This window comes from Streptomyces toyocaensis (assembly GCF_000725125.1).
Lineage (GTDB): Bacteria > Actinomycetota > Actinomycetes > Streptomycetales > Streptomycetaceae > Streptomyces > Streptomyces toyocaensis.
This window is the reverse complement of sequence record NZ_JFCB01000021.1, coordinates 37,557-62,447: the sequence shown is the minus strand read 5'-3', so window position 1 is coordinate 62,447 and position 24,891 is coordinate 37,557. Positions and strand designations below refer to the sequence as shown.

Here is a 24,891-nt window from a genome sequence, read left to right as displayed (position 1 = left end):
ACTCGTCCGATCCCCCGTGAGGGAGAACCATGCGCGTCACCCCCGTCCCCTTCGATCCGGCACTGAGCGCGGTGCTCGACGCCATGCCCCGTGGTGAGCAGTCCGAGCCCTCCCCCGAGTCCATCGGGGTGATACGCGATTCCGCGGCGTTCATCCCCCTGCCCACGGTCGCCGACGTCGTCGGCGACCGTGCGATCGACGTCGAGGAACGTACTGTTCCCGGCCCCGCCGGCGCCCCGGACCTCGACATCACCGTGCTGCGCCCACGGCGTCGGAAAGCTCCGGTTCCGGGGCTCTACAACATTCACGGCGGCGGCATGATCAGCGGTCACCGCCACCAGGACACGCCTCGCCTCGCCGATCTCGTCGAAGAACTCGGTGTCGTCGCCGTCAACGTCGAGTACCGCCTCGCCCCCGAGAACCCCGACCCCGCACCGGTGGAGGACTGCTACGCCGGAGTGCGGTGGATGTCGGGCAACGCCGCCGAACTCGGCGTCGATCCCCGCCGCATCGTCGTCATGGGCGGCAGCGCCGGGGGCGGTCTCTCGGCGGGGGTCGCCCTGATGGCACGTGACCGCGGGGCACCGTTCCTGGCCGGGCAACTGCTGCTCTGCCCGATGCTCGACGACGGCAACACCACGGTCTCCAGCCATCAGTACGACGGCAGCGGCACCTGGCAGCGGGCGATGAACCTCCTCGCGTGGCAGGCGTTGCTCGGTGAGAAGGCGGGCGACCCCACGGCCGACGTGTCCGCCTACGCCGCCCCCGCGCGGGCGAGTGATCTGTCGGGCCTTCCGCCCGCGTTCGTCGAGGCGGGCAGTGCCGAGCTGTTCCGCGACGAGGACGTGGACTACGCGTCCCGTATCTGGGCGGCGGGAGGGCAGGCCGAACTGCACATCTGGCAAGGGGCCTTCCACGGCTTCGACGTCTTCGCCCCGGATCACGAGGTGACACGGGCCGCTCTGTCGGCCCGCCTGTCCTGGCTCCGCCGCGTCCTCGGTCTCTGACCGCACACCGCCGACACTGCCATGCGTGGCGGGTGGCAGCGCCGGCGTCCCGACAGACGCGGCCCTTCGTCCGGTGTCCGGCTCGGCGCCGCACCGCGACACGGAACCCGTCGTCGCACCGGCCGCATGAATACGCCGTTCGTCCCCGAGCGGGAAGCGCCCGGACCACCACGAGGCGTCCGCCCTCCCCGGCCACGTCCAGCGACCACCCATCACGGCGATCGGAGGGCGTGTGGCCGGACACGGTCCCGCAAGCCACGGCCGTGCCCCTCCGGCTCACCCATGCCGAGCACTCCCTCCCTCCCATCCAGTTTCCACCGTTCACCAGCCAGAAGGGGCAACCATGCCGGAGACAGCGGACCTCATCCTGACCGGCGGCGACGTACTGACCGTCGACGACGCGTTCACCGTCGCCCGGGCGGTCGCCGTGCGGGCCGGCCGGATCATCGCCGTGGGCAGCGACGCGGAGATCACGGCACTTGCCGGACCGGACACACAGGTGATCGACCTGGCCGGCCGGACCGTGCTGCCCGGGATCAACGATTCCCACCTGCACGCCGCTGCATGGGCCCTGACCAGACCGCCGTTCGCGCTGGACATCAGTCACCCGGCCGTGCGGTCCGTCGCCGACATCGCCGAAGCGGTACGACGGACCGCGGCCGGGACACCCCGCGGGGAGTGGATCACCGGTCTCGGCTGGGACGTCGGCTACCTGGCGGAATGCCTGGCCGATCCGGCCCGGCGTCCGCACCGGAGCGACCTGGACACCGCCGCCCCCGATCACCCGGTCTGCCTGACCGACTTCTCCGGCCACATGGTGTGGGCGAACTCCAGGGCACTCGAGCTCGCCGGAATCACGCGCGGCACCGGGTCCCCGGCGGGCGGAGTGATCGAGACCGACGCCTCCGGCGAACCCACCGGCATACTGAAGGAGACGGCACAGGCACTCGTTCAAGGACTCGTCCCGCCCGCGACCGTGGTCCAGCGGATGGAGGCGATCCGGACGGCCGTGGCGGCCCTGCACGCCGAAGGCATCACCAGCTACACGGAGCCGGGACTCGGCCCGGGTGGTGCCGAGATCCTCGGCGGGGGCCTCGACACCGGAACGCTCCACGCCTACATCGAGCTGGCCCGCGCGGATCAACTGGCGTCGCGGGTGCGTGTGCTGTTGCTGCCCGCTCCGATGGGCGGCTCGGCGGCCGATCTGACCGCCGGCCTGGAGGGACTCGCTGTACCGGACGACGTGGATTCAGGGAGACTGGCCGTCATCGGTGTCAAGGTGTTCGCCGACGGTGTACCTCCGAACGAGACCGCCTGGATGCACGACCCGTACCCGGGCGGTGGTCACGGAGCGCTCTGCGTACACGGCGCCGACGCCGGTCTGAAGCAGGCCGAACTCACCGAGATGATACGAGTGGCCCACAGGGCCGGTCACCAGCTGGGCGTGCACGTCACCGGCGACCGGGCGATCGATGCCGTGGTCGACGCCTTCGTCGCCGCAGACCGGGCGCACCCGCGTCCGGACGCCCGCCACTACGTCATCCACGGCGACTTCGCCTCCGCGCAGAGCCTCGCGAAGCTCGCCGCGCACGGATACGGCATCAACATGAACCCGGCCATCAAGTGGACCATCGCGGACCTGATGGACACGGTGGTCGGCAGCGAACGGTCGGACTACCAGTGGCCGGTGCGTTCCGCGGCCGAGGCGGGCATCGCGGTCTGCGTCGGCTCCGACGCCCCGATCACCGCACCCAACTGGCGTCAGGGCATCGCCGCCATGATGCTGCGCGAGTCCAAGGCCACCGGCCGGGTGAGCGGACCTGACCAGCGCGTCCCGCTGGAGACGGCGCTGCGCGCCTACACGGCCAACCCCGCCCGGCAGGACTTCGCCGAGGCGTGGAAGGGCACCATCGAACCGGGCAAGGTCGCCGACCTGTGCGTCCTCGGCGGCGACCTGCGCGCCACCGACCCGCACGACATCCCCGACCTGCCCATCGACCTCACCGTCTTCGACGGGCACATCGTGTTCGACCGAAACGGCGTCTCCCGCTGACCTGCAACAGACCCGGCCATCGGTCCCGGCTGACCCACCGCCCGTGCCGGGACGACGGCCAGGGCGACGGGCGCAAGAGCTCGACAGGCTGGGAGCGGGCGATGTTGACCGACGAGCCCTGCCCCCCGGCACGGTGTGCACCGCACCCTGGAGGTTGACCTCGTCCCAGGCGTGCTCGCCGAACTCGGCACCAACGTGACCTGACGGAGGGCGGAGGCTCCTGCCGCCGTGCCGAACCGCCGCCCCCACCCCACGACGCAGGGGCGCTCCCGAGGCGGACTGGCTGCGGAGTACGGGGACGACGGCCGTCCCGGCCATGGTCCGCGACCTGGACGGAATCGCGAGCGTGTTCCTGACGGACCTCGCCCGGGACGCGGCCATGGTCGTCCGCGAGGGCGGGGAACGCCGGCTCCGTGCGAGGGCGCGGCCCGTGCGGCCGTAGGTGCCGCGCAGGCGGCCGCCCCGCTCGCGCGCCCCGGGCCGGGTCGCGCGAGCGGGGCGGGTGGGCCACCGGCGGGCCGGAGGGGGCCGGCGTACGGCCCGCCGCTCAGCCGAACGCGCGCAGGCGTGAGGTGAGGTGGGCGGCGGCGCCGACCATCAGGGTGTCGGCGATCGCCTCCACGGTGCGGGCACGCCAGGAGCTCAGGCCGGTGTCCACGACCACCTGGTTGAAGGCACCCATGGCCGGTCCGCAGTGCACCAGGTAGTCCACCCGGGCGTCCGGGTTCCCTCGTACCGCGAGGCGTGAGCCACGCGCGAAGTAGCCGCGGAACACGGCCGCCAGGTGCTGCTTGGGGTCGGTGCCGGGCGCGGCGGGTGCGGGTGCCTCGCCGCCCAGGTAGCGGTCGAGGACCTGCCTCCTGGTCTCGTCGTCCAGCTCGGCGAGCGAGCCGTGCCGGCGCCACAGCTCGTGCAGCCGGGACGCCCGGGACGGGAAGAACAGCCCCCGCTTGAGGTAGCGGGCCTGGACGCCGAGGTCGAACAACTCGCCCCAGGGCGCGGTGTCCACGTCGTACTCGCGGGCCTCCTGGAGGATGTCCTTCACCTCCGCGCTGGTGGCCGCCTCCACGGAGCACTGGTTGACCGAGCCGGTCAGGACGAAGTCGGCGCCGAGCAGGAAGGCGGCCCCGGCGGCCTCGGGCGTGCCGATGCCCCCCGCGCACCCCACGTGCACCCGGTGGCCGCCCATGGTGGTCGTGTCGCGCAGCCGCAGGACGGCGGGCAGCAGGGTGAGCAGGTCGGCCGTGCTGGTCAGCCAGCCGCCGTCGGCCTCCACACACAGGTCGTCCGCCATCGGCCGGCCGGCCGCCGCGCGGGCCTCCTCCGCGGTGACCTCGCCCGCCTCCAGCAGCCGGGCGACCAGCCGCTCCGGCGGCGGGGCCAGGAACTCGGCGGCCACGTCCGTGCGGGACACCTTGGCGATGATCCGGCCGCCCTTGAGACGGAACCGGACCAGCGCCGGGGTCATCAGCGGGAAGCCGGACGCCTCGACCAGGTCGATGCCGTGCCGCAGAAGCAGGTCCACGAGGGCGGACTCCTCCTCTGGGGCGCCGTGCCGGTACATCAGGTTGACGCCGAAGGAGCCGCCCAGGCCCAGTTCGCCGGCCAGGTCGCGCAGCAGGCCGTCCACCTCGTCGAGGGGCAGGCCGCCGGTTCCCAGGAAGCCGAGCAGCCCGGCCTTCGCCGCCGCGCCCAGCATCTCGCGGCCCGAGATGCCGCCGTACAGGGCACCCAGCAGGTACGCGCGCCGCAGACCGTACCGCTCCCGGAAGGTGGCGGCGCCGAGGGTGTCCGCCGTCGGGACGGCAACGGCCGCGGATCCTCCCGCGGACGCCGACTGGCCGGCGGGCAGCGGCTCCTCGAGTCGTTCCTCCGCTCCGGGCGCGGGCAGCGGTTCCGCGTTCTTCCTGATCCTGGCGACCAGATTGGTCAGGACCCGGCCCGGGCCCAGCTCCACGAACTCGAAGTCGCCGTGGCCCATCAGCCGCCGCACCGTGTCGGTCCAGCGGACCGGGGAGACGATCTGTGCGGTCAGGGTCGCCTTGACGGTGCCGGGGGCGTACGGCTGCGCGTCCACGTTGGCCAGCACCGGGACGGCCGGGTCCCGCAGGGTGAAGCCGTCCAGGAAGCGGCCGAACTCCGCGGCGGTCTCCCGCATGTAGCGGGAGTGGAAGGGCGCGCTGACGTTGAGCCGGACAGCGCGGACACCGGCCGACTCGAAGGCGGCGCGGGCGGCGTCCACGCGCTCGTCCGGACCGGACAGCACGAACTGGTCGGGGGCGTTGTGGTTGGCCACGTCGAGTTCGTCGAGGCCGGCGTCGGCGAGCACCCGCAGCACGGCCGCCTCGTCGCAGCCGACCACCGCGGCCATCCCGCCGCCGCCGGCCTCCGCCATCAGGGCGCCGCGCCGCTGGACCAGGCGCAGCCCGGTCTCGAAGTCGAAGACGCCGGCGGCGAACAGGGCGGCGTACTCGCCGAGGCTGTGGCCGATCAGGTAGTCGGCCAGCTCGGGGTCCTCGGCGAGCCGGTCGAGGTAGGTCAGGGCGCCGACGACGTAGAGCGCCGGCTGCGTGTACTCGGTACGGCCCAGGCGGCGCTCGCGGTCGTGGACGCACAGTTCCTCGATCGAGTAACCGAGCACGCGGTCGGCGATCGCGGTCTCCCGCGGGTACCTGGCGAACAGCTCCTTGCCCATTCCCCGCTGCTGGGACCCCTGACCTGGGAAACCGTAGACCTTCATGCCGTGTGCCTTCCTTGCCGTCTTCGCTGTCACCGGAGTCGGACGTGGGTGTGTGATCGCAGTGCTGGAGGGGGTGGAGGCCGGTGCCGCGAGCGACCGGGCCTGTTCCAGGACCCGTGGGTCGTGGCCGAACGGGCTGAGCAGCGGCAGCGAACGGGAAGGGTCACCCGCCGGGAGGTTGCCGCGGACGAAGTTGTGCAGGGTGCCCGAGGGACCCAGGTCGAGGTAGAGGAAGTCGCCGCGGGCCCGCATCGCGGTCATGGCCCGCTCGAACTCGATGGGCCGGCGGGCGACCTGCCGGAAGTGGTCGGCACCGGGCCGCTCGACGAGCCGTCCGTCCACGCACGACACCCAGGGGATGCGCGGTGGGGCGAAGGTCACCCCGTCGAAGAAGGCCGCGCACTCGGTGAGGACGTCGTCCATCAGGCTGGAGTGGTAGGGGTACTCCACCGGTACCCGCTGGTGCAGCACGTCGGCCGCCCGCAGGGCCGCCTCGGCCCGGTCCAGGTCGGCGTCGGTGCCGGCGACCACGACGTGGCCGGGGTAGTTGCGGGCGGCGACCTCGCAGCCGGGCAGCGCGGGCATCCGGTCCCGGCCGTCCTGGCGGCTGATGACCGCGAGCAGCCCGCCGCGCGGGCCGGTTGGCAGGCACTCCGCCTGCCGGACCAGCAGCCGCAGGCACGTCTCGGCGTCGATGCTGCCGGAGACGACCGCGGCCGCGTACTCGCCGAGGCTGGAGCCGAGCAGGAGGTCCGGCTCGATGCCGGCCGCGCGCAGGGTCTCGGCCAGGGCGAGTTCGATCATGACGATCGCGGGATGGGTCAGCCGCGTGTCGAGGAAGGGGTCGTTCTTGCGCCGGGCCGGGTCGAAGATGCGGGCGAGGACCGACTCGCCCAGCAGCCCGGCGGCGACGGCGTCGTACCGCCGCAAGGCCGTGCGGAACACCTCGTCGGACTCGAAGAGCTCCTCGCCCATGCGGTAGTACTGCGAACCCTGCCCGGAGAACATGAAGACCACGGGCAGGCGCCCTGCGGGCGTCTTCGTCATCGGGTGCGTCCCGCCTTCCGCGGTCATCGGTACGTGTCCCAGAACAGGTCGGCCGGCACCGGCCGGGCAGGGGCGCCGGGCGTCTCGGAGGCGGTGCCCCGGATGACGACCGTGCCCTGGGACGGGGGCTGCGGCAACGGCGCGCGGGCGGCGCGGTGCTCCGCCGGGGCCGGGGCGAGCAGCAGGTGCGCGTTGGTGCCGCCGTCGGCGAAGCAGTTGAGGGCGGCCCGGTCCGCGCCCGCGGGCCACGGGCGGAGCTCCCTCGGGAAGTACATCGCGGAGGCGTCCAGGTCGAAGTGCGGCAGGGGCTGCTGTCCGGAACGGAACGGAACCTGCTGCCGGTGGTGCAGCATCAGGACGACCTTGATGAACGCGGCGATGCCCTCCGCGGCCAGCGGATGACCGATGTTCGGCTTCACCGATCCGAGCGCGAGCGGTGTGGAGCGGTCCGGTCCGGCGCCGTAGACACCCTCGATCGCCTTCAGTTCGAGCAGGTCGGTGACGGTCGAGCCGGAGGCGTTGGTCTCCACCCAGCCGACGTCCTGCGGTGCGCGGCCGCTGAGCGTCAGCGCCCGGGCCATCACGTCCTTCTGCGCCCGCAGATTGGGGGTGGCGGGTCCGGCGGTACGGCCGTCGTTGTTGATCGCGATGCCTTCCAGCACGGCGAGCACCCGGTCGCCGTCCGCCTCGGCCCGGGCCAGCGGCTTGAGGACGACGACGCCGACGCCCTCGCCGAGCACCAGGCCGGCCGCCCGGCCGTCGAACACGTGGAACTCCGGGCCCGGGTTGAGCAGCCCGCGCTGCCCGAACACCTGGTGCGCCCGGTCGTCCGCGAGCAGGCTCACCCCGGCGACGACGGCCGACTCGACGGAACCCGCGCGCAGTGCCTGGACGGCCATGTCCATCGCCACCAGGGCGGAGGAGCAGGCGGTGTCCACCACCAGACTCGGGCCCTGGAAGTCGAAGAACTGGGAGATGTTGGCGGCGAGGTAGTTCTGGCCGGTGACCACGACCGGGTTCCTGGCCCGCTCCAGGGCCGCCGGGTCCGGGAGGTGGGTGGCCCGGCCGCCGACGTACACCCCGACCGCGCGGCCCTTGAGGTCCGCCGGGCGGTAACCGGCGTGGTGCACGGCCCTGTCGACCTCCTCCAGCAGGAGCAGCGCCTGCGGGTCCATCGCCTTGACGTCCGCCTCGGACAGGAGGAACCGCTCGGGGGCGAACCTCAGCACCTCCGGCAGCAGCCCGGCGTGGTAACCGAGGGAGCGGCCGAAGCGGGATTCCGGGATGGGACGCAGGGCGGTGTGGCCGTCCCGCAGTAGTTGCCAGTACGCGTCGGCGGACTCGGCGTCGGGGAAGCGGCAGGAGAGGCCGACCACGGCCATGGCGTCCGCCCGTGGGTCAGGGATGCGGGAGGCGGCAGCCGGCCGGTGGACGGTGACGGGTGGGGCGATGGGTGTGTCGAAGGCCCAGACTGGTTCCGGGGCCGCGGGCTCCGGCCGTGCCCCGGCCTCGGTCTCCGCATCCCGTGGCGTACCTCCGAACTCCGCGAGCAGCGCCGTCCGGTGCTCCTCGCCGAGGTACGCCGCGAAGCCGTCCACCGTCGGGTGCTCGAGCAGGGCCGAGGGGTCGACCGAGACGTCCAGGCGCCGGGCGACGGTCTGGACGAGCTGGGAGACCATGATCGAGTCCATGCCGTAGTCGTGGACCGGGACGTCCCCGGCCAGTCTGGCGCGGTCGAAGCGCAGTTCCGCCGCGAGCTGGTCGAGCAGCCAGGAGGCGACCGCCTCGACGGCGGCGCGCACGTCCGCGCCCTCGCCGGCCACCGGTCGTGGCGCGACGGGCGCGGCAGCGGGCTGGACGGCCGGTGCGGCGGGCGGGGACTCAAGGCGCCGTGCCGTCAGGCGCTCGGCGCTGAACCCGGCGCCGGGGCGCGGCAGCACGGGCATGACGACCCGGGCGCCGCTCTCCAGCGCGCGGTCCAGCAGGGCCAGCCCCTGTGCGTCGGAGAGCGAGGCGAGGCCGGAGGCCTGGTAGGCGGCGCTGCGGGCCTCCCCCATACCGGTGTCCTTCCAGCTCGGCCACTGCACGCTGACCAGGGGCAGACCGTACGGACGGGCCTCGGCCACCGCGTCCAGGTAGGCGTTGGCCATGGCGTAGTCGCTCTGACCGACCGCGAGGGCGGGAACGGCGGCGGCGACCGACGAGTACAGCACGAACAGGCCGAGCGGTTCGTCCCGGAAGCACTCCAGCAGGGCGTCGAGACCGAACACCTTGGGTGCGAGGACACGGGCGACGCCGGTCTGCCGCTTGCGGACGAACGCCGGGTTCTCGAAGTCGGTGAAGCCCGCACTGTGGATCACCCCGCCGACCGGGCCGAGCCGCGCTCCGACGTCGGCGAGGACCTTCGCGAGCGCCTCCTTCTCGTCCAACGGCACGGCCACGACCTTGAGTTCGATTCCCTGGGCGGCCAGTTCGGCCAGCGGGCGCAGCTTGCGGCCCAGCGGGCCGTCCTCGGCGATGTGCGCCGCCCACTCGGCGCGCGGCGGCAGTTCCTCGCGGCCGGTGAGGACCAGTTTGCGCACCCCGTACCGGGCGACGAAGTGGCGCGCGGTGAGCAGCCCGAGGCCGCGCGTGCCGCCGGTCACCCACAGCACGTGGTCCGCCGGGAAACCGACCTCGGCGCGCTGTGCCCGCGGGGCCTCGGCGAGGGTCGCCAGGTGGCGCACTCCCCCGCGGTAGGCGACCTCGGCGGGTTCGCCGTCGGCGGACAGTTCCTCGGCGACCCAGCGGCACAGCTGCTCGTCGGTCGCGGCGGGATCGGTCTCCACGTGGCGGGAGCGGACGTGGCGGTACTCGCTCTGCAGCATCCGGTACAGGCCCACCCGGGCCGCTCCGCCCAGGGCGGGCGCGCCGCGCGAGACGAGCAGGGCGCGCAGGTCGCGTCGGCCGAGGTCGACCAGGTGCTGGAGCCAGCGCAGCCAGGAGGGCAGCGCGGCGTGCGGGGGCGGCAGCGCGGATCCGGTGCAGCCGGCCAGGTCGACGACGGCGTCGAAGCGGTCCCAGCGGGTGCCGGAGTCGGTGAGTTCGGCGTTGATCCGGTCGTGGGTGAGCACCTCGGCTGCCGGCAGCACCTCCGCGAGCCGGGCGGCCAGCGCCTCGGTACCGGGTGCGGCGAGTACGGCGGTCAGGGCGGGCGGCGCCGTACGGGGCACGGGCGGGGCGGGGATCCACTGCCGGGTCAGCAGCAGACCCTCAGGTTCCTCTCCGCCGCCAGGGGCGTCGTGGCCCGCGCCCGTGGCGTCGTGGCCGGCGCCCTGTGCGCTCCGGCCGCCGCCGAGTGCGTCACGCCCGGCGCCGAGGGCGGCCAGTTCGGCGTCGGCCGCCGCCAGCCAGACCCGGTCACCGTCGAAGGGGTAGCCGGGCAGCGCCACCCGGGCGGGCCTGCCGCCGGGGTGCAGGGCCGGCCAGTCGACCTGCTGACCGGCGGTCCAGGCGGTGGCGTACGCGGCGGGGTCGGCGGGGAGCCGCTCACCCGCGGCGGGCCGGCGCGGGTCGACCACACCGGTCCAGCTGCCGGCCGGGGTGCCGCCCGCGGCGAACTCGTCGAGACGGGCGCACAGTTCGGGCAGGTCGTGGAAGAGCACGGCCAGCCGGTGGGCCATCGCCTCCCGGCCCGTCTGCAAGGTCCAGGCGACCTGCGCGGGGGTCGCGGCGGTGTCCTCCGCGCGCAGGTGGCCGGAGAGCCGCCGGGCCTGCGCGGCCAGCCGGACGGCGTCCCGCGCGGAGAGCACCGCCAGCTGGGGACCGGCCGGGGCAGCCCCGTGGCCGTCGCCGTCGCCGACGTATTCCTGCAGGATGATGTGGGCGTTCGTGCCGCCCGCGCCGAAGGAGCTCACGCCCGCCGTCCTCGGCCGTACCGTGCCGTCCGCCAGGACGCGGCGGGGCCAGGGCGCTCGCTCGCGCTGCACCTCGAACGGGGTCGCCGTGAAGTCGATGTTGGGGTTGAGACGGTCCGCGTGCAGGGACGGCGCCAGCTCGCCGTGCCGCATCTGGAGCAGCACCTTGGTGATCGCGGCGATGCCGGCGGCCGACTCGGCGTGCCCGATGCTGGACTTGACCGAGCCGATGGGCAGCCGCTCGGGCGGCTCCTCGCCGAAGGCCCGCAGCATGCCGGTGATCTCCACGGGGTCGCCGAGCGCGGTGCCGGTGCCATGGGCCTCCAGGTAGTCGAGGTCGGCGGGCGCGAGCCCGGCCCGCTCCAGCGCCGTACGCACGAGGTCGCCCTGTGCCTTGGGGTTGGGAACGCTGTAACCCGCCCCCGCACCGCCGTGGTTGACGGCGGACGCCTTGACCACGGCGAGGATCCGGTCTCCGTCGGCGAGGGCCGCGTCCAGGCGCTTGAGCAGGACGGCACCCGAGCCCTCGGCGGGCACGTACCCGGTGCCGCCCTCGCCGAAGCTGCGGCAGCGCCCGTCCTCGGCGAGGAAACCGCGCTGGGCGAGCTGGAGGAACTTCACGGGGTGGCTGGAGATGTTGACCCCGCCGGCCACGGCCACGTCGCAGTCGCCGTTGCGGATGGCGAGGCAGGCCTGGTGAATGGTGACCAGCGACGAGGAGCACATGGTGTCCAGGCCGACGCTGGGGCCGGTGAAGTCGAAGAAGTACGACACCCGGTTGGCCACCGAGGCGTACGACGAGGAGGTCGCGAAGCCCTCGCCGCGCAGCGCCTCCTGGACGCCGTACAGCTGGTAGTGGCCGTACATCATGCCGACGAACACGCCGGTGCGGGCGCCGCGCAGCTGCTCGCGGGTGTATCCGGCGTCCTCCAGCAGATGCCAGACGGTCTCCAGGAACACCCGCTCCTGCGGGTCGGTGTGCTCCGCCTCGATCTGCGACATCCGGAAGAACAGCGGGTCGAAGCGGTCGGCGCCGGGGACGAAGCCGCCCCACTTGCCGTACGTCTTGCCGGTGGCGGACTTGTCCGGGTCGTAGAACAGGCCGTGGTCCCAGCGGTCGGCGGGGATCTCCTCGACACTGTCCCGGCCGGCGCGCAGGTTGCGCCAGAACTCGGTGACGTCGCCGGCCTGGGGGTAGCGTCCGGCGACGCCGATGACGGCGATGGGGGCGTCCTGCGGGACGGGGGCGGCGGTCTCGGCCGTCGGCAGCGGAAGCACGGTCGCCGCGGGGACGGCGGCGCCGGGGGCCGAGGTGTCCGGGTCGGCGGCCGGGAAGGCTCCGGGGTGGGCACCGGCCAGGTGGCCGGCGAGGTCGCGCACGGTCACGTGCTCGAAGAGCAGGGTCTTCGACAGCGGGCCGACGTGTTCCTCCAGGCGGCGGATGAGGCTCATGGTGATGAGCGAGTCCACGCCGTACCGGTCGAAGGGCTCGGTGACGGTGATCTCCGCCTCGGCCAGCTTCAGCTCCTCGGCGAGCAGCCGCAGGACCAGTTCCTCGGCGCGCTCCCGCGCTCCGGGCGCGGCGGTGGCGGACTCTTCCTCGTGCGGCTCGGCGCCGTCGAGGGCCCGGAGGATGCGGTCGGGGTCGCCGGCGGCCAGGAGCAGGCGCGGCGCGGTGTGGGCGAGGGCGCGGTCCAGGGCCTGCAGGGCGGGGGCGGTGCGCAGCGGGCGCATGCCGAGCACGCGCTCCATGTACGCCTCGGCGTCGGCGTCGACGCGCATCCCGCCGTCGGCCCAGACCGGCCAGGCGGCCGCGAGGGTACGGCCGTGCCGGGCGCCGTCCAGGCGGCGCCGCTCGCGCTCCTCGGCGAAGTGGTCGAGGAAGGCGTTGGCGAAGGCGTAGTCGCTCTGTCCGGCGTTGCCGAAGGCCGCGGCCGCCGAGGAGAACGCGACGAAGTAGTCCAGTGGTTCCTCCGCCGTCGCCTCGTCGAGCAGGACGGTGCCGTGCACCTTGGCGGCGAGCACGGCGTCCGCGTCCGCACGCCGCTTGGTGCGGACGAGCCCGTCCCGGAGGACACCGGCCGCGTGCACGACGCCGCTGACCGATCCGTACGCCCGGCGTGCCTCGGCCACCAGGTCGCGTACGGCGGCCGGGTCGGTGACGTCGGCGAGCACCACCCGGGCGCCGAGGACGTCGGCGCGGGCCCGGGCCTTTGGACCGGGGGCGGTGCGCGCGGCGAGCAGGATGCCGCCGCCGGTGACACCCGCGGCCCGCCGCGCGGCGGCGATGTGCTCGGCGACGAGCAGGCCCAGGGCGCCGGTGCCGCCGGTGACGATGTGCGCGCCGGCACCGGTGAACGCGGCGCCCGGCGCGGCCGGGAGGCTCACATGCCGCCAGGCGCGGCGGGCCCGGCCCTCCGCGTCCGTGCGCACCTCGGGGCCGCCGTCCGCGCCGAGTTCGGCGACGACGGCCTCGGTGAGCGGGCGGCCGGGGGCGACGGCCAGGACGCCGAGGGCGACCGACGGCTGCTCCAGCCGCACGGTGCGGGCGAAGGCGGCCATCGCCGGCTGGGCGGCCGAGGCGGCCGGCTCGTGGTGGACGTACAGGTAGCGCAGCGCGTCTCGGCGCTCACGCTGCCAGGCCCGCAGGAAGGACAGGGCCGCGTGGAAACCGTGCTCCACGGAGTCCCGGGCGGTACGGTCGCGTCCGGCCAGGTGGACGACGTGGACACGTCCGGCTCCGGCGGTGCGCACGGCGGCCTCGGCGTCGAAGCCGCCGGCGAGCGGGAGACGGCGGACGTCGGCGCCCGCGGCTGTGAGGGCGGCGGCGACATCGCCGGCGTCGGCGGCGTCGGCGGGGGCGAGCAGCAGGACCCGTGCGGCGGTGGGGAGCCCGCCGAGCGGAGCGGGGACGGTCTCCCAGCCGGGCTCGAAGGCGTGGACGACGTCGACGGCGGGCACGGCCCGCTCCCCGGGCCGGGGCGCGGTGTCCGCTGCCCGTGGAGCGTCCGCCGGGCGCAGCGCCCTCAGGGTGAAGGACTCCAGCGCGACGGCCACCTGCCCGTTCTCGTCGAGGAGGGCGACGTCGAAGGCGAGGGAGCCCGCCGGGGCGGGACGCCGTGCCGGGGTGGCGTACGCGTAACCCCGCTCGGGCAGAGGGGCGTACAGCCGGACCGAGCCCAGGGAGAACGGCAGGTACGGTGCCGGGCCCGCCGGGTCCCCGGCGCCGGGGACGAGCCGGCCCGCGGTCTGCAGGGCGGCGTCCAGCAGCGAGGGGTGGAAGGCGTACGCATCGGCGTCCGCGCGCTGCGGCTCCGGCAGGCGCAGCGTCGCGAGCGCCTCCCCGGGGCCCTCGGCGATCTCCTCGATCACCCGGAAGGCGGGACCGTAGGCGAAGCCGAGCGTGACGAAACCGTCGTAGCAGTCGGCCCCCGCCTGGACGCGGGTGCAGCGGGTTCGTACGTCCGCCGGGGCGATGGGGGCGGGCCGGGGACCGGGGGCGTCGAACCGCAGGGTGCCGCCGGCGTGCACCGGCGCGTCCTCGGCGGTGCCGCGCACCTCGAAGGCGGCCCGGGAGCGGTCGCCGGTGACGCGGACCAGCAGCGGGTGCCCGCTGTGGCCGGGGGCGAGCCGGACCGGTGCCGCCCACACCAGGTCGTCGACGCCGTGCACCGGGGCTCCCCCGGCGGCGATCTGGCCCGCCAGGCGGCCCATCTCCAGATACGCCACGCCGGGCAGCACCGGGTCGCCGCCTACGACGTGGTCGCGCAGGAAGAACTCCTCGCCCGTCAGCGTCTTCGTGAACCGCTGCTCGCCGAAGGTGGAGACGTTGGCGTCCAGGAGGGTGGGGTGCAGACGGGGACCGGGCTCCGCGGGGCGCTCGCCGGGGGCGACCCAGTGCCGGGGGCCGGCGAACGGGTAGGCGGGCAGGTGGACGCGGCGCCGGGCCGTGCCCTCGTGCAGGGTCCGCCAGTCGACATCGGTGCCGTGCAGCCAGGCGTCGGCGACGGCGTGGAGGTCGCGCCGGTCCGGGGAGACGGGGCCGCCCGTCCGGGGGGCCGTCACCTGGGCGGTGCGTACGGCGGAGGGGCGTCCGGCCAGGTGTGCGGTGAGTTCGGCGCGCAGGGCCTCGGTGCCGTCGGCGACGACGGCGAGCCGGTGCTCCATCGGCTCGCGGCCCGTCTGCAGGGTGTGGGCGAGGTCCCCGGCCGGGACGTCGTGCCGCCCGAGGTGGTCGGCGAGCCGGGCCGTGGAGCGCCGGAGCGCGTCGCCGTCGCGGGCCGAGAGCACGAAGACCTGCTGGGCCGCGGGCTCGTCGCGGGTGTCCGGCATGCGGGGTTCCTCCAACACGATGTGCGCGCCCGCCCCGCCGAAGCCGAAGGAGCTGACGCCGCCACGGCGGGGCAGCTCGGCTCCGTGCGCGTCCCGGGGACGCGGCCAGGGCCGGGCGGTGGCGGCGACCTCGAAGGGGCCGCCGTCGAGTTCCAGGTAGGGGTTCTGCTCGCGGAAGTGCAGGCTGGCCGGGATGGTGCCGTGGCGCATCGACAGGACCACCTTGAAGAGACCCGCGATACCGGCGGCGGCCTCCAGGTGGCCGATGTTCGTCTTGACCGAGCCGATCGCGCAGGGAGTGGACCCGCTGGGTGCCTCCTCCCCCGCCCGCAGCCGCCGGAAGGCGGTGCTCAGGCCGGTGGTCTCGATCGGGTCGCCGAGGGCCGTGCCGGTGCCGTGCGCCTCGATGTAGCCGACGGTGTCCGGGTGGACGCCGGCGGCCTGGTAGGTCTCGACCAGCAGGTCGGCCTGGGCGTCGGGGTCGGGGGCGGTGAGCGAGGTGGTCCGGCCGCCGTGATTGAGCGCGGCGGCCTTGATCACCGCGTGCACGGCGTCGCCGTCGCGCGCGGCCCGCTCCTGCGGCTTGAGCAGGACGACGCCCGCGCCCTCGCCGCGCACATAGCCGTCGGCGCGGCTGTCGAAGGCCTTGCAGCGGCCGTCGGGGCTGAGCATCTCGCCCTGGCTGAGCGCCTCGTAGACACCCGGGGCCAGGATGAGGCTGACGCCGCCCGCGATGGCCAGGTCGCAGGTGCCGTCGCGCAGGGCGGCGCAGGCCTGGTGGACAGCGGTGAGGGAGCCGGAGCAGGCGGTGTCGACGGCGATGCTGGGTCCCCGCAGGTCGAGCAGGTACGACACCCGGTTCGGGACGATCGACAGGGCGGCGCCGGTGAGGGTGTGGCCCTCGGTGGCGCGTCCGGCGGCCCGCTGCACCTCGTGGTAGTCGGAGTTGGTGACGGCGATGAACACGCCGACCCGCTTCCCGGCCAGCTCGGAGGGGCGGTAGCCGGCGTCCTCGACGGCCTGCCAGACGGTTTCGAGCAGCAGCCGCTGCTGTGGGTCCATCAGCTCGGCCTCTCGGGGTGAGATGCCGAAGAACGCGGCGTCGAACCGGTCCACGTCCGGGGCGAAGCCGCCCCAGCGGGACCGGGAGCGCGGGTGGTCGCGCCAGTCCCAGCGGTCGGCGGGGATCTCGCCGACCAGGTCGTCGCCGGCGGCGAGGTGGTCCCAGAACTCCCTGAGGTCCATGGAGCCGGGCAGGCGCCCGGCCATACCGATGACGGCGACCTCACGGCCGGCGGGGGCCACCGGGGTCCGGGACCCGTCAGGGGCCCCGGACGTCCCGGACCGGGCCGGGACGTCCGTGTTCCCGGCGCCGTCCGGTGCGGCCTGTTCGGTGGCGGGTGCCTGCGGGGCCGCCCCGAAGTGTGCGGTCAGCGCGCTCTCGTGGTGCTCCCACAGGTGTTCGGCGAGCGCGTGAAGGGTGCTGCGTCGGTAGAAAAGGGTCGGGTACTCGGTGATGCCGTACGCCTTGCGCAGTTCGGCGCTGAGCGCGGTGAAGCTCACGGAGTTCATGCCGGTCTCGCCGAGCGGCGTGCGCGCGCCGATGTCCTCGGGGCGCAGGTCCACCAGAGCGGCGACCATGCGGGCCAGCTCGGTGACGAGGGCCTGCGTGCGGCCGCCTGCGGCCCCGGCCGGCGCGTCGGCCGGGGCCGCCTGCGGGGACCCGGCGCCGAAGCGGGCGCGCAGCTCGGCCAGGGGCAGCGCGGCCAGCGTGGTGCGGTCGGTCTTGCCGTTCAGGGTGCGCGGGAAACCGGTCACCCGGACCAGGGCGTCGGGCATCATGTGGTCCGGCAGCCAGGCCGCCAGCCGCTGGGGGTCCGGCTCGGCCGCTCCGTCCTCCAGGACGTAGCAGGCGAGCAGGGTGTGCGAGCCCGCCGCCTGTCCACGGGCCACGACGACGGCCTCGCGGACACCGTCGAGCCGGCGCATGGTGGCCTCGATCTCCTCCAGTTCGACCCGGTGGCCGCGCACCTTGACCTGGGAGTCGAGCCGGCCGAGGTACTCGATCGTGCCGTCGGCGAGGCGTCGTACGAGGTCGCCCGTGCGGTAGACGCGGGCGTCGGCGCGCGCGGCGAACGGGTCGGGCAGGAAGCGCTGGGCGGTCAGTTCCGGGCGCCCCAGGTAGCCGTCGGCCACGCCGTCGCCGCCGATGTACAGCTCCCCCGCGACGGCGGTGGGCACTGGTCTGCGCGCGCTGTCGAGGACGTGCAGCGTGGTGTTGGCGACCGGGGCGCCCAGGGTGACCCGGCCGCCCGGGGTGAGGCGGCTCACCGCCGACCAGATGGTGGTCTCGGTGGGGCCGTAGAGGTTCCACACCTGCCCGTTGCCCGCGAGGAGCGCCCCGGCCAGGTCGGCCGGCAGTGCCTCCCCGCCGCACAGCACCTTCAGCGCGGGGTCGCCCTGCCAGCCGGCGGCCAGCAGCATGCTCCAGGTGGCCGGGGTGGCCTGCATGACGGTGGGGCGGGCCCGTTCGACCGCCTCGCGCAGCCGCAGCCCGTCGCGGGCGTCCTCGGCGGTGAGCACCTCCACCGTGCCGCCGGTGACCAGCGGCAGGTACAGCTCCAGGCCGGAGATGTCGAAGCAGACGGTGGTGAGGGCCAGCAGGGTGTCACCGGGTCCGAAGCCGGGCTCACGGGCCATCGACCACAGGAAGTTGGTCAGCGCGCGGTGCGGCACCCGGACGCCCTTGGGGCGGCCGGTGGAGCCGGAGGTGTAGATGACGTACGCGGCGTCGGACGGGCCGGCCGGGCCGGGCGAGGGCAGGGCCGGCGGCTGCTCGGAGGTGTCGACGACCAGCCGGGGCACGGCCGCGGGACCGGTGCCGCAGGTGGAGTGGGTGAGCAGCAGGTGCAGGCCGGCGTCCTCGGCCATGTAGGCGAGCCGGTCCTGCGGGTAGGCGGGGTCGAGCGGTACGTAGGCGGCGCCGGAGGCCTGGACGGCGAGAAGCGCCACCGGCAGGTCCTGATCGCGCGGGAGCAGCACCCCGACGGTCCGGCCCCGGCCCGCTCCGGCGGCGGTGAGCCGGGCGGCGAGGGCGTCCACGCGTTCCCTGAGCGTGCGGTACGTCAGTTCCGTGCCGGCGTGGCGGACCGCGACCGCGTCGGGCCGGGCGTCGGCCTGCCGACGCACGAGTTCCCAGACCAGGGTGTCCGCCGGGTAGTCGACGGGGGCGGGCGGGGTGAGCAGGGCCCGCTCGTCCTCGGTGAGCAGGTCCAGTTCGGCCACCGGGGTGCCGGGTCCTTCGACGGCCGCGGCGAGCAGGGTGGTGAAGTGGGCACCGAAGCGGGCCACGGTCTCCTCGTCGAAGAGGCCGGGGTCGTACTTGAGCGTGTAGCGGCAGCCCTGCTCCTGCTCGACGACCTCCAGGGTCAGGTCGAACTCGCCCTCCTGGTGCACTCCTTCGACCGGGCCGAGCACCACGGCATCGCCGGCCGCGTCGCGTCGGGCGGTGCGGGTCCAGTTCTGGAAGTAGAAGGCGACGTTGAAGGGGGCGCCGGCCTCGGGGTCCACGCGGCGCAGGTCGTCGGCCAGGGTGATCAGCGGGTACGCGCTGTGTTCCAGGGCACCCAGCACGGTGCGGTGGAGGCGGCGGAGCAGGCCGCGGAACTCCTCGGTGCTGTCGACGCGTTCGGCCAGCACCACCATGTTCATGAAGTAGCCGAGCGTGTCGTCGAAGCCGCTCGTCGGGCGTCCGGCCGTCGGCGTGCCCACGGCGATGTCGGCCTGGTCGCTGTAGCGGTGCAGCAGCGCGAACCAGGCGGCGAGGACGACCCCGAACAGGGACGTCTGTTCGGCGCCGGCGAGCGCGCGGGCCCGGTCGGCGACCACGGCGGGAATGTGACCGTCCAGGCTCGCCCCGCGGAAGCCGGGCACGGCCGGGCGGGGCCGGTCCAGCGGCAGCGGCACGGTGGTCCTGCGTCCGTTCAGCCGTTCGGTCCAGTACGCGCGCAGCCGCCGGCCCTCGGCACCGGTGAGCAGCTCGCGCTGCCAGGCGGTGAAGTCGGCGTAGCTGCGGGCGGGGCGCTCGGCGGGGAGGGCGCCGCCCGCGCGGAGTGCGTGGTAGCCGCGTTCCAGCTCGCGCAGGAGCAGGGCGATGGAGACGCCGTCGAAGACGAGGTGGTGGAAGGTGAGCAGCAGCGCGTTGCGGCCGTCACCCAGGGTGTAGAGGGTGACACGGACGAGGGGGCCGGCGGCGAGTTCGAAGGGGCGGCGCAGGTCGGCGCGCATCCGCTCGCGCAGTTCGGCGTCGCTCCTGGTGGTCAGGAAGACCTGCTGGAAGGGGAGTTCGGGCTCGGCGGCGATCCGGGCGTACGGTCCGTCGTCGTCGGACCGGATGGTGGCCCGCAGCTCGGCGTGCCGGTCGACCAGGTCCTGCAGGACGGTTCGCAGGGCGAGCACGTCGAGGCCGCGGTCGAGCCAGAGCGCGAGGGGCAGGTTGTAGGCGTAGGTACCGGGCGCGATCTGTTCGATCACCCAGAGGGCACGCTGGCCCTCGGACAGGGGGTGGCGGCCTTCCTCGTCGTCGGTGCGCGGGCGCAGGACGCGGGCCGCGGCCTCGGTGGCCGGGGAGGCGGCGGGGGAAGCGGCCGGGGCGGGTGCGATGGGCGCCGGGGCGGGTGCTCCCGGCGCGTCGGGCGGGGCGGGCGCGGCCGCCACCCCGGCGAGCCAGTTGGCGGCCAGGTGGGCGGCCAGCTCGTTCAGGGTCGGCTGCTCGAAGAAGTCGCCGAGCGGTACGGCGACACCGAACTCCTCGTCCACGGCGGCGACGATCTTCATGCCGCTGAGCGAGTCGAAGCCGTAGTCGGCCAGCGGGCGGCCGGGGTCGATGCGCTCGTCCAGTTTGAGCACCCGCTCCACGAGGTCGCGCAGGCGCTCGGTGAGGGCGTCGGTGGACGTGGTCACGCCCGAGGAGACGGGGGCGGCCACGGTGGCGGTGGCCGGGCCTGCCGTGGACGCGGGCGCGCCCAGCAGGACGCCGTCGCTCTCCGCCACCAGGACGGTCTGGCCCAGCTCCGGGTCGCCGGCGCCGAGCGCGTGGACCGGGGCGTATCCCTCCTCGTGCAGGAGCCGGGTCCAGCCCTCCGGGGAGGCGAGCGGGGAGTCGGGCATGCGCAGGTGGCCGTCCTCGAAGGCCCACCAGCCCTCCAGGACACCGCCGCCGATGGTCAGCAGCGGCCGTACGGACGTCAGTTCGTTGAGGACCAGCCATCCGCCGGGCCGCAGCAGCGCCTTGGCCTTGCGCAGGGTGGCCCGCAGGTCGCTGGTGGCGTGCACGACGTTGGTGGCGACGACGAGGTCGGCGCAGGCCGGCTCGAACCCCTGCTCCGCCAGGCCGCGTTCGAGGTTGAGCACCTGGAAGCGGGCGAAGTCGTAGCGTCCGGCGAAGCGTTCCCGGCCGTGTTCCAGGAAGCGGGGCGAGATGTCGGTGAAGGTGTACCCGACGCGTCCCGGGTGCGCGGCCAGCGCGGGCAGCACCCGTTCGCTGGTGGCGCCGGTGCCGGCGCCCAGTTCCACGACCTCGACCGTGCGGCCCTGCGGCAGTTGGGGCAGGCGCAGGTCCAGGAAGTGACGGACGGTGTCGCGGACCAGGAGGTTGAAGGAGTCGGTGAGCGGGTTGCCCTTGTAGAAGTTCTGCACCAGCTTCATCGAGGAGCCGGGGAACATGATCTCGGTGGCGCCCACCTCGCCGCGCAGAATGCGCGGGTACGCCTGGAGGAACAGGCGGTTGAGGGTGACGGTCGGCTCGATGTCCGGGTAGGCCGCCGCGATCCGGTCGAACTCCGCCTCCCAGCGGGCCGCGTGCTCGTCCGCGTCGATGCCGTCGACCGCGGCAGTGGTGGCGACCAGGTCGCCGTCGCGGGTCAGGAACCCGGCGCCGGCCAGGATGTTGAGCAGTGCCTCGTGCAGGCGGCGGAAACGGTCGAGGATGCCGAGGCGTCCGCGCAGTTCCTCCGCGCCGTGCCGTTCGCCGGCGCGCCGGAAGGCTCCCATGCGCTGGTAGACGCCGAGCAGCATGGGTGCGGAGACGGCCTCCAGCTCCTCGTAACCGGTGAGGACACGGCGTGCGGCCGGTGCGGCGTCGGTACCGGCGCCGAGGTGTCCGGCCGCTGCGGCCAGGGCGGCCGGGTGGCCGCCGCCGAGGACCTCGCCGTCCAGGGCGGGGTCGTGGCCCATGGCCTCGAGGGCCCGGCGCCCGGCGCGGATCGGCATGACCTGCGGCAGCCCGCTGCCGAGGATGCGGTGGACGGCGGCGATGCCCGCGGCGGGGCTGAAGCCTTGGATGCCGAGCCCGGCGAAGATGTCGGCCAGTCCGGGCTGGGCGCCGGAGCCGACCATGCCCCAGTAGCCCTGGTTGACGACGGTCACCGGATACGGCAGCCGTTCCCGCAGGAAGAGCGCGTAGGCGTCCTCGGTGGCGGAGGCACAGATGTAGGCGCCGTTGCCGGCGAAGCTGCCGAAGGAGCCGGCGGAGGAGAAGTAGACCAGGAAGTCGAGGTCCTGGCCGTCGACGGCGGTGGCGAGCGCGGCGGCGCCCTCGGTCTTGACGCGGGTCGCGGCGGTGAAGGTCTCCTCGTCGAGATCGGCGAGGGGGTGGTTGTCGAACACCATCGCGGCGTGCACGACCCCGTGCAGGGCGCCGAAGCGACGGTGCGCCTCGGCTACGGCGGCGGCGAGGTCGGCGGTGGCGCAGGCGTCGCCGCGGACGTGGGCGACGTCGCCGCCGAGGGCGCGGATCTCCTCGGCGGTGGCGCGCTGTGCGGGGCCGAGGTCGCCGCGGCTGAACCACACCAGCCTGGCGCGGTGTCGCTCGGCGAGGTGACGGCTGACTTCCTGGGCGATGCCGCCGGTGCCCCCGATGAGCAGGTAGACGCCGCCGTCCCGGAAGACGGGGCCGGGCTCGGGCAGGGTGACGCGGCCGAGGCGGCGGACGTAGCGTGCCCCGCCCCGCAGGGCGACGGTGCGGCCGGTGGCGTCGGCGGGCGCGGCCAGGATCGCGTCGGCCAGGGCGGCGGCCGCGTCCTCGCCCGTGAGGTCGGCCGAGTCGAAGTCGAGCGCGCCGACCTGGAGTTCGGGGCGCTCCTTGGCCACCACCTGGAGCAGGCCGTGCATGCCGGCGGCGAAGGGGTTGGCGGCGGTGCTTCCCGCGACGGGGTGGACGTCGCTGGTGACGACGACGACGCGCGGGGCACGGGTCGAGCGGACCAGACGGAACAGGGAGAGGGAGCCGGTGCGCAGCTGCTCGGAGGCCCGGTCGGCGCCCAGGCCCTCGGTGATGCCGGTGCCGACGCCGCCGAGATGGAGCACCAGGTCGGCGTCGTCGGTCTGCTCAAGCCAGGCGGACGGGGCGAGCTCGTCGATGCGGACCGGTTCCAGACGGCTGTCGGGGATGCGGGCCGCTATCGCCTCGGCGAGCCAGGCGGAGGCCTCGGTCACCAGGGCGACGACGCGGCCGGGACGCGGGACCGGTCCGGGAGCGGGCACGTCCTCGCGTACCCACAGGGGACGGTAGAAGTCGGGGTGTCGCTCAGCGCCGGCGCCGTCGTTCTCAGCAGGCTGTGCGGGGGCGGTACGGACCGGCGGCTCGGGGATCCAGTAGCGCCTGCGGGCGAAGGGGTAGGTCGGCAGCTCGATCCGGCGGGCCGCGGCGGGGGTGACCCGGGACCAGTCGACGACGGCGCCGGCCAGCCAGTGCTCGGCCACCGCAGCCAGGTCCCGCCGTCCCAGGGCCGTCTCCAGGGCCTCGGCCTCGGTGTCGGCGAGGACGACCCGTGCCCGGGCGGCCCGGCCGGTGCCGATCCGGGCGTCGGCCGTGCCCTCGGCGTACGCCTCCAGCAGCGCTGCCGCCTCGGCCACCGAGCCGACGGCCAGGGCCAGCCGGAACTCGTGAGCGTTACGGCCGGACTGGAGGGTGTGGGCGATGTCGGCGAGGCGGAGGGGGCCTTCGGCCGGGCGGACGGCTCCCTGGTCGCCGGCGGCTGCGACTTGGGCGATCGCCTGCGCCATCGTGCCCAACGTCCGTGCCGTCGTCACCGCCGGGGGCAGGGTGCGGTTCAGCTCCGCCGTCAGTGACGCCTCGAGGCGGGCGCGTTCGGGGACACCGAAGCCGCAGTCGGCGAGGTCGGTGCCGAGGTCGAGCTGCTCGGGGGCCACGCCGGCGGTGTCGGCGGCCAGGCGCAGGCACAGCCGCTGGGCGTCGCCCAGGGCGTCCCGGCCTGCGCCCGCCGCTTCCGTACCCGTGGCGCCGCGCAGGAACGCGGCGAGGGCGGCGGCGTACGCGCGAAGCCGCTCCTCGGTCTTGGCGGACAGGACGAGGAGCTGGTCGGTGTCCGGTGCGACGGGCTCGGCCGGTGGCGTGCGGTACTCCTCCACGACCAGGCAGGCGTTGGCGCCGCCCCCGCCGAAGGAGCTGACGACCGCGCGCAGCGGCAGGTCGTCGCCGGCGCCCGCGGGTTCCCAGGGCTGGAGGGTCTGCTGCACCTCGAAGGGCGTGGTGGTGAAGTCGATGCCGGGGTTGCGCCTGGCCGAGTTCAGTGAGGGCACCAGTGTGCGGTGGCGCAGCTGGAAGAGCACCTTGGTCAGGCCCGCGACGCCGGCCGCGGACTCCAGGTGGCCGATGTTGGACTTCACCGAGCCGACGGCGACCGTCGGCCGCTCGGCCCGCTCCGCCGCGTCGATGCGCCCCCCGAAGGCCTCCACGAGCCCGGCGATCTCGATGGGGTCGCCGAGCGGGGTGCCGGTGCCGTGGGCCTCCACGTAGCCGACGGTGGCCGGATCGGCCTGGGCGCGGTGCAGGGCGGCGCGGATCACCTCGGCCTGTGCGGCGGCGCTCGGCACGGTGTAACCGCCGGTCTTGCCGCCCGCGTTGATGGCGGAGCCGCGGATCACGCCGAGGATGCGGTCACCGTCGGCGAGCGCGTCCTTCAGGGGCCGCAGCAGTACGGCGCCCACGCCCTCGCCGTCGACGAACCCGTCGGCGTCCTCACCGAAACTCCTGAGCCGGTCACCGCGTGAGATCATCCCGCGGTCGGCCAGCATGCGCAGGTGCATGGGGTGCAGGATCAGGTTGACCCCGCCGGCGATCGCGGTGTGGCACTCCCCCGACCTGATGCTCTCGCAGGCCAGGTGGATCGCGGTCAGCGAGGCCGAGCAGGCGGTGTCGACGGCGAGGCTCGGGCCGGTGAAGTCGAAGGTGTAGGAGACGCGGTTGGCGATCGACCAGTGGTTGGAATGCGCGTCGGTGCGCACGCCGCGGGCGGTGGCCTCGCCGCCCATCCACTCGTAGTTGTTGTTCATGACGCCGGCGAAGACGCCCACCGGTCCCCGGGCGGCCAGCTCGGCGGGCGGGTGGCCGGCGTCGTCCAGGACGGCTGCGGCGGTCTGCAGGAACAGCCGCTCCTGCGGGTCCATCGCCTCGGCGTCGGCCGGTGATATCTGGAAGAAGAGCGGGTCGAACTTGTCGACGTCGTCGATGAATCCGGCCCACTTGCTGTAGCTGCCGCGCACCCCCGCGGGGTCGTGGTGGGCCTCGGCGTCCCAGCGGTCGGCGGGAACCTCACGGATGCAGTGCCGGCCCGCGGCCAGGTTGTCCCACATCTCGGCGGGCGTCTCGGCCAGGGGGTAGCGGCCGGCGACGCCCACGATCGCCACGCCGTCGCTCGCCGGGGCCGGGGCGGAGGCCCGGGCCAGCAGGCTCAGCAGCAGCTTTCGCTTGTCGTCCACAGTTGCTCTCTCTCACAGGTCTTCGGCCGGCCACCG

At 74.6% G+C, this 24,891-nt stretch carries 5 protein-coding genes; 3 read left to right on the top strand and 2 right to left on the bottom strand.

The window, feature by feature from the left end; genetic code table 11:
* Positions 1-29: 29 nt before the first annotated feature.
* From BU52_RS21650 to BU52_RS36840, 3 genes are all read left to right on the top strand, one after another.
* Complete coding sequence (locus BU52_RS21650) at positions 30-1,007, top strand: alpha/beta hydrolase (protein WP_037936939.1); 978 nt, start codon at positions 30-32, stop codon at positions 1,005-1,007.
* Positions 1,008-1,350: 343 nt separating this feature from the next.
* Positions 1,351-3,060 (top strand): amidohydrolase, encoded by a 1,710-nt coding sequence (locus BU52_RS21645; RefSeq protein WP_037936926.1) that lies wholly within the window; start codon positions 1,351-1,353, stop codon positions 3,058-3,060.
* 316 nt (positions 3,061-3,376) lie between these two features.
* Positions 3,377-3,502, top strand: coding sequence for a hypothetical protein (locus BU52_RS36840; RefSeq protein ID WP_268747620.1), 126 nt, complete (start codon positions 3,377-3,379; stop codon positions 3,500-3,502).
* Positions 3,503-3,607: 105 nt separating this feature from the next.
* Here the strand turns inward: BU52_RS36840 and fabD are convergent, their stop codons facing one another.
* Both fabD and BU52_RS21635 read right to left on the bottom strand, forming a co-directional pair.
* Positions 3,608-6,847: an ACP S-malonyltransferase gene (fabD, locus tag BU52_RS21640; RefSeq protein ID WP_037936923.1), complete on the bottom strand. Its 3,240-nt coding sequence runs from the start codon at positions 6,845-6,847 to the stop codon at positions 3,608-3,610.
* Positions 6,848-6,870: 23 nt separating this feature from the next.
* Complete coding sequence (locus tag BU52_RS21635; RefSeq protein WP_051858438.1) at positions 6,871-24,855, bottom strand: non-ribosomal peptide synthetase; 17,985 nt, start codon at positions 24,853-24,855, stop codon at positions 6,871-6,873.
* Positions 24,856-24,891: the final 36 nt, after the last annotated feature.

Excerpts from the sequence above, each read along its gene's own strand:
- BU52_RS36840 (WP_268747620.1), top strand. The coding sequence starts at position 3,377 with ATGGTCCGCGACCTGGACGGAATCGCGAGCGTGTTCCTGACGGACCTC.
- BU52_RS21650 (WP_037936939.1), top strand. The coding sequence starts at position 30 with ATGCGCGTCACCCCCGTCCCCTTCGATCCGGCACTGAGCGCGGTGCTC.
- BU52_RS21645 (WP_037936926.1), top strand. The coding sequence starts at position 1,351 with ATGCCGGAGACAGCGGACCTCATCCTGACCGGCGGCGACGTACTGACC.
- fabD (WP_037936923.1), bottom strand. The coding sequence starts at position 6,847 with ATGACGAAGACGCCCGCAGGGCGCCTGCCCGTGGTCTTCATGTTCTCC.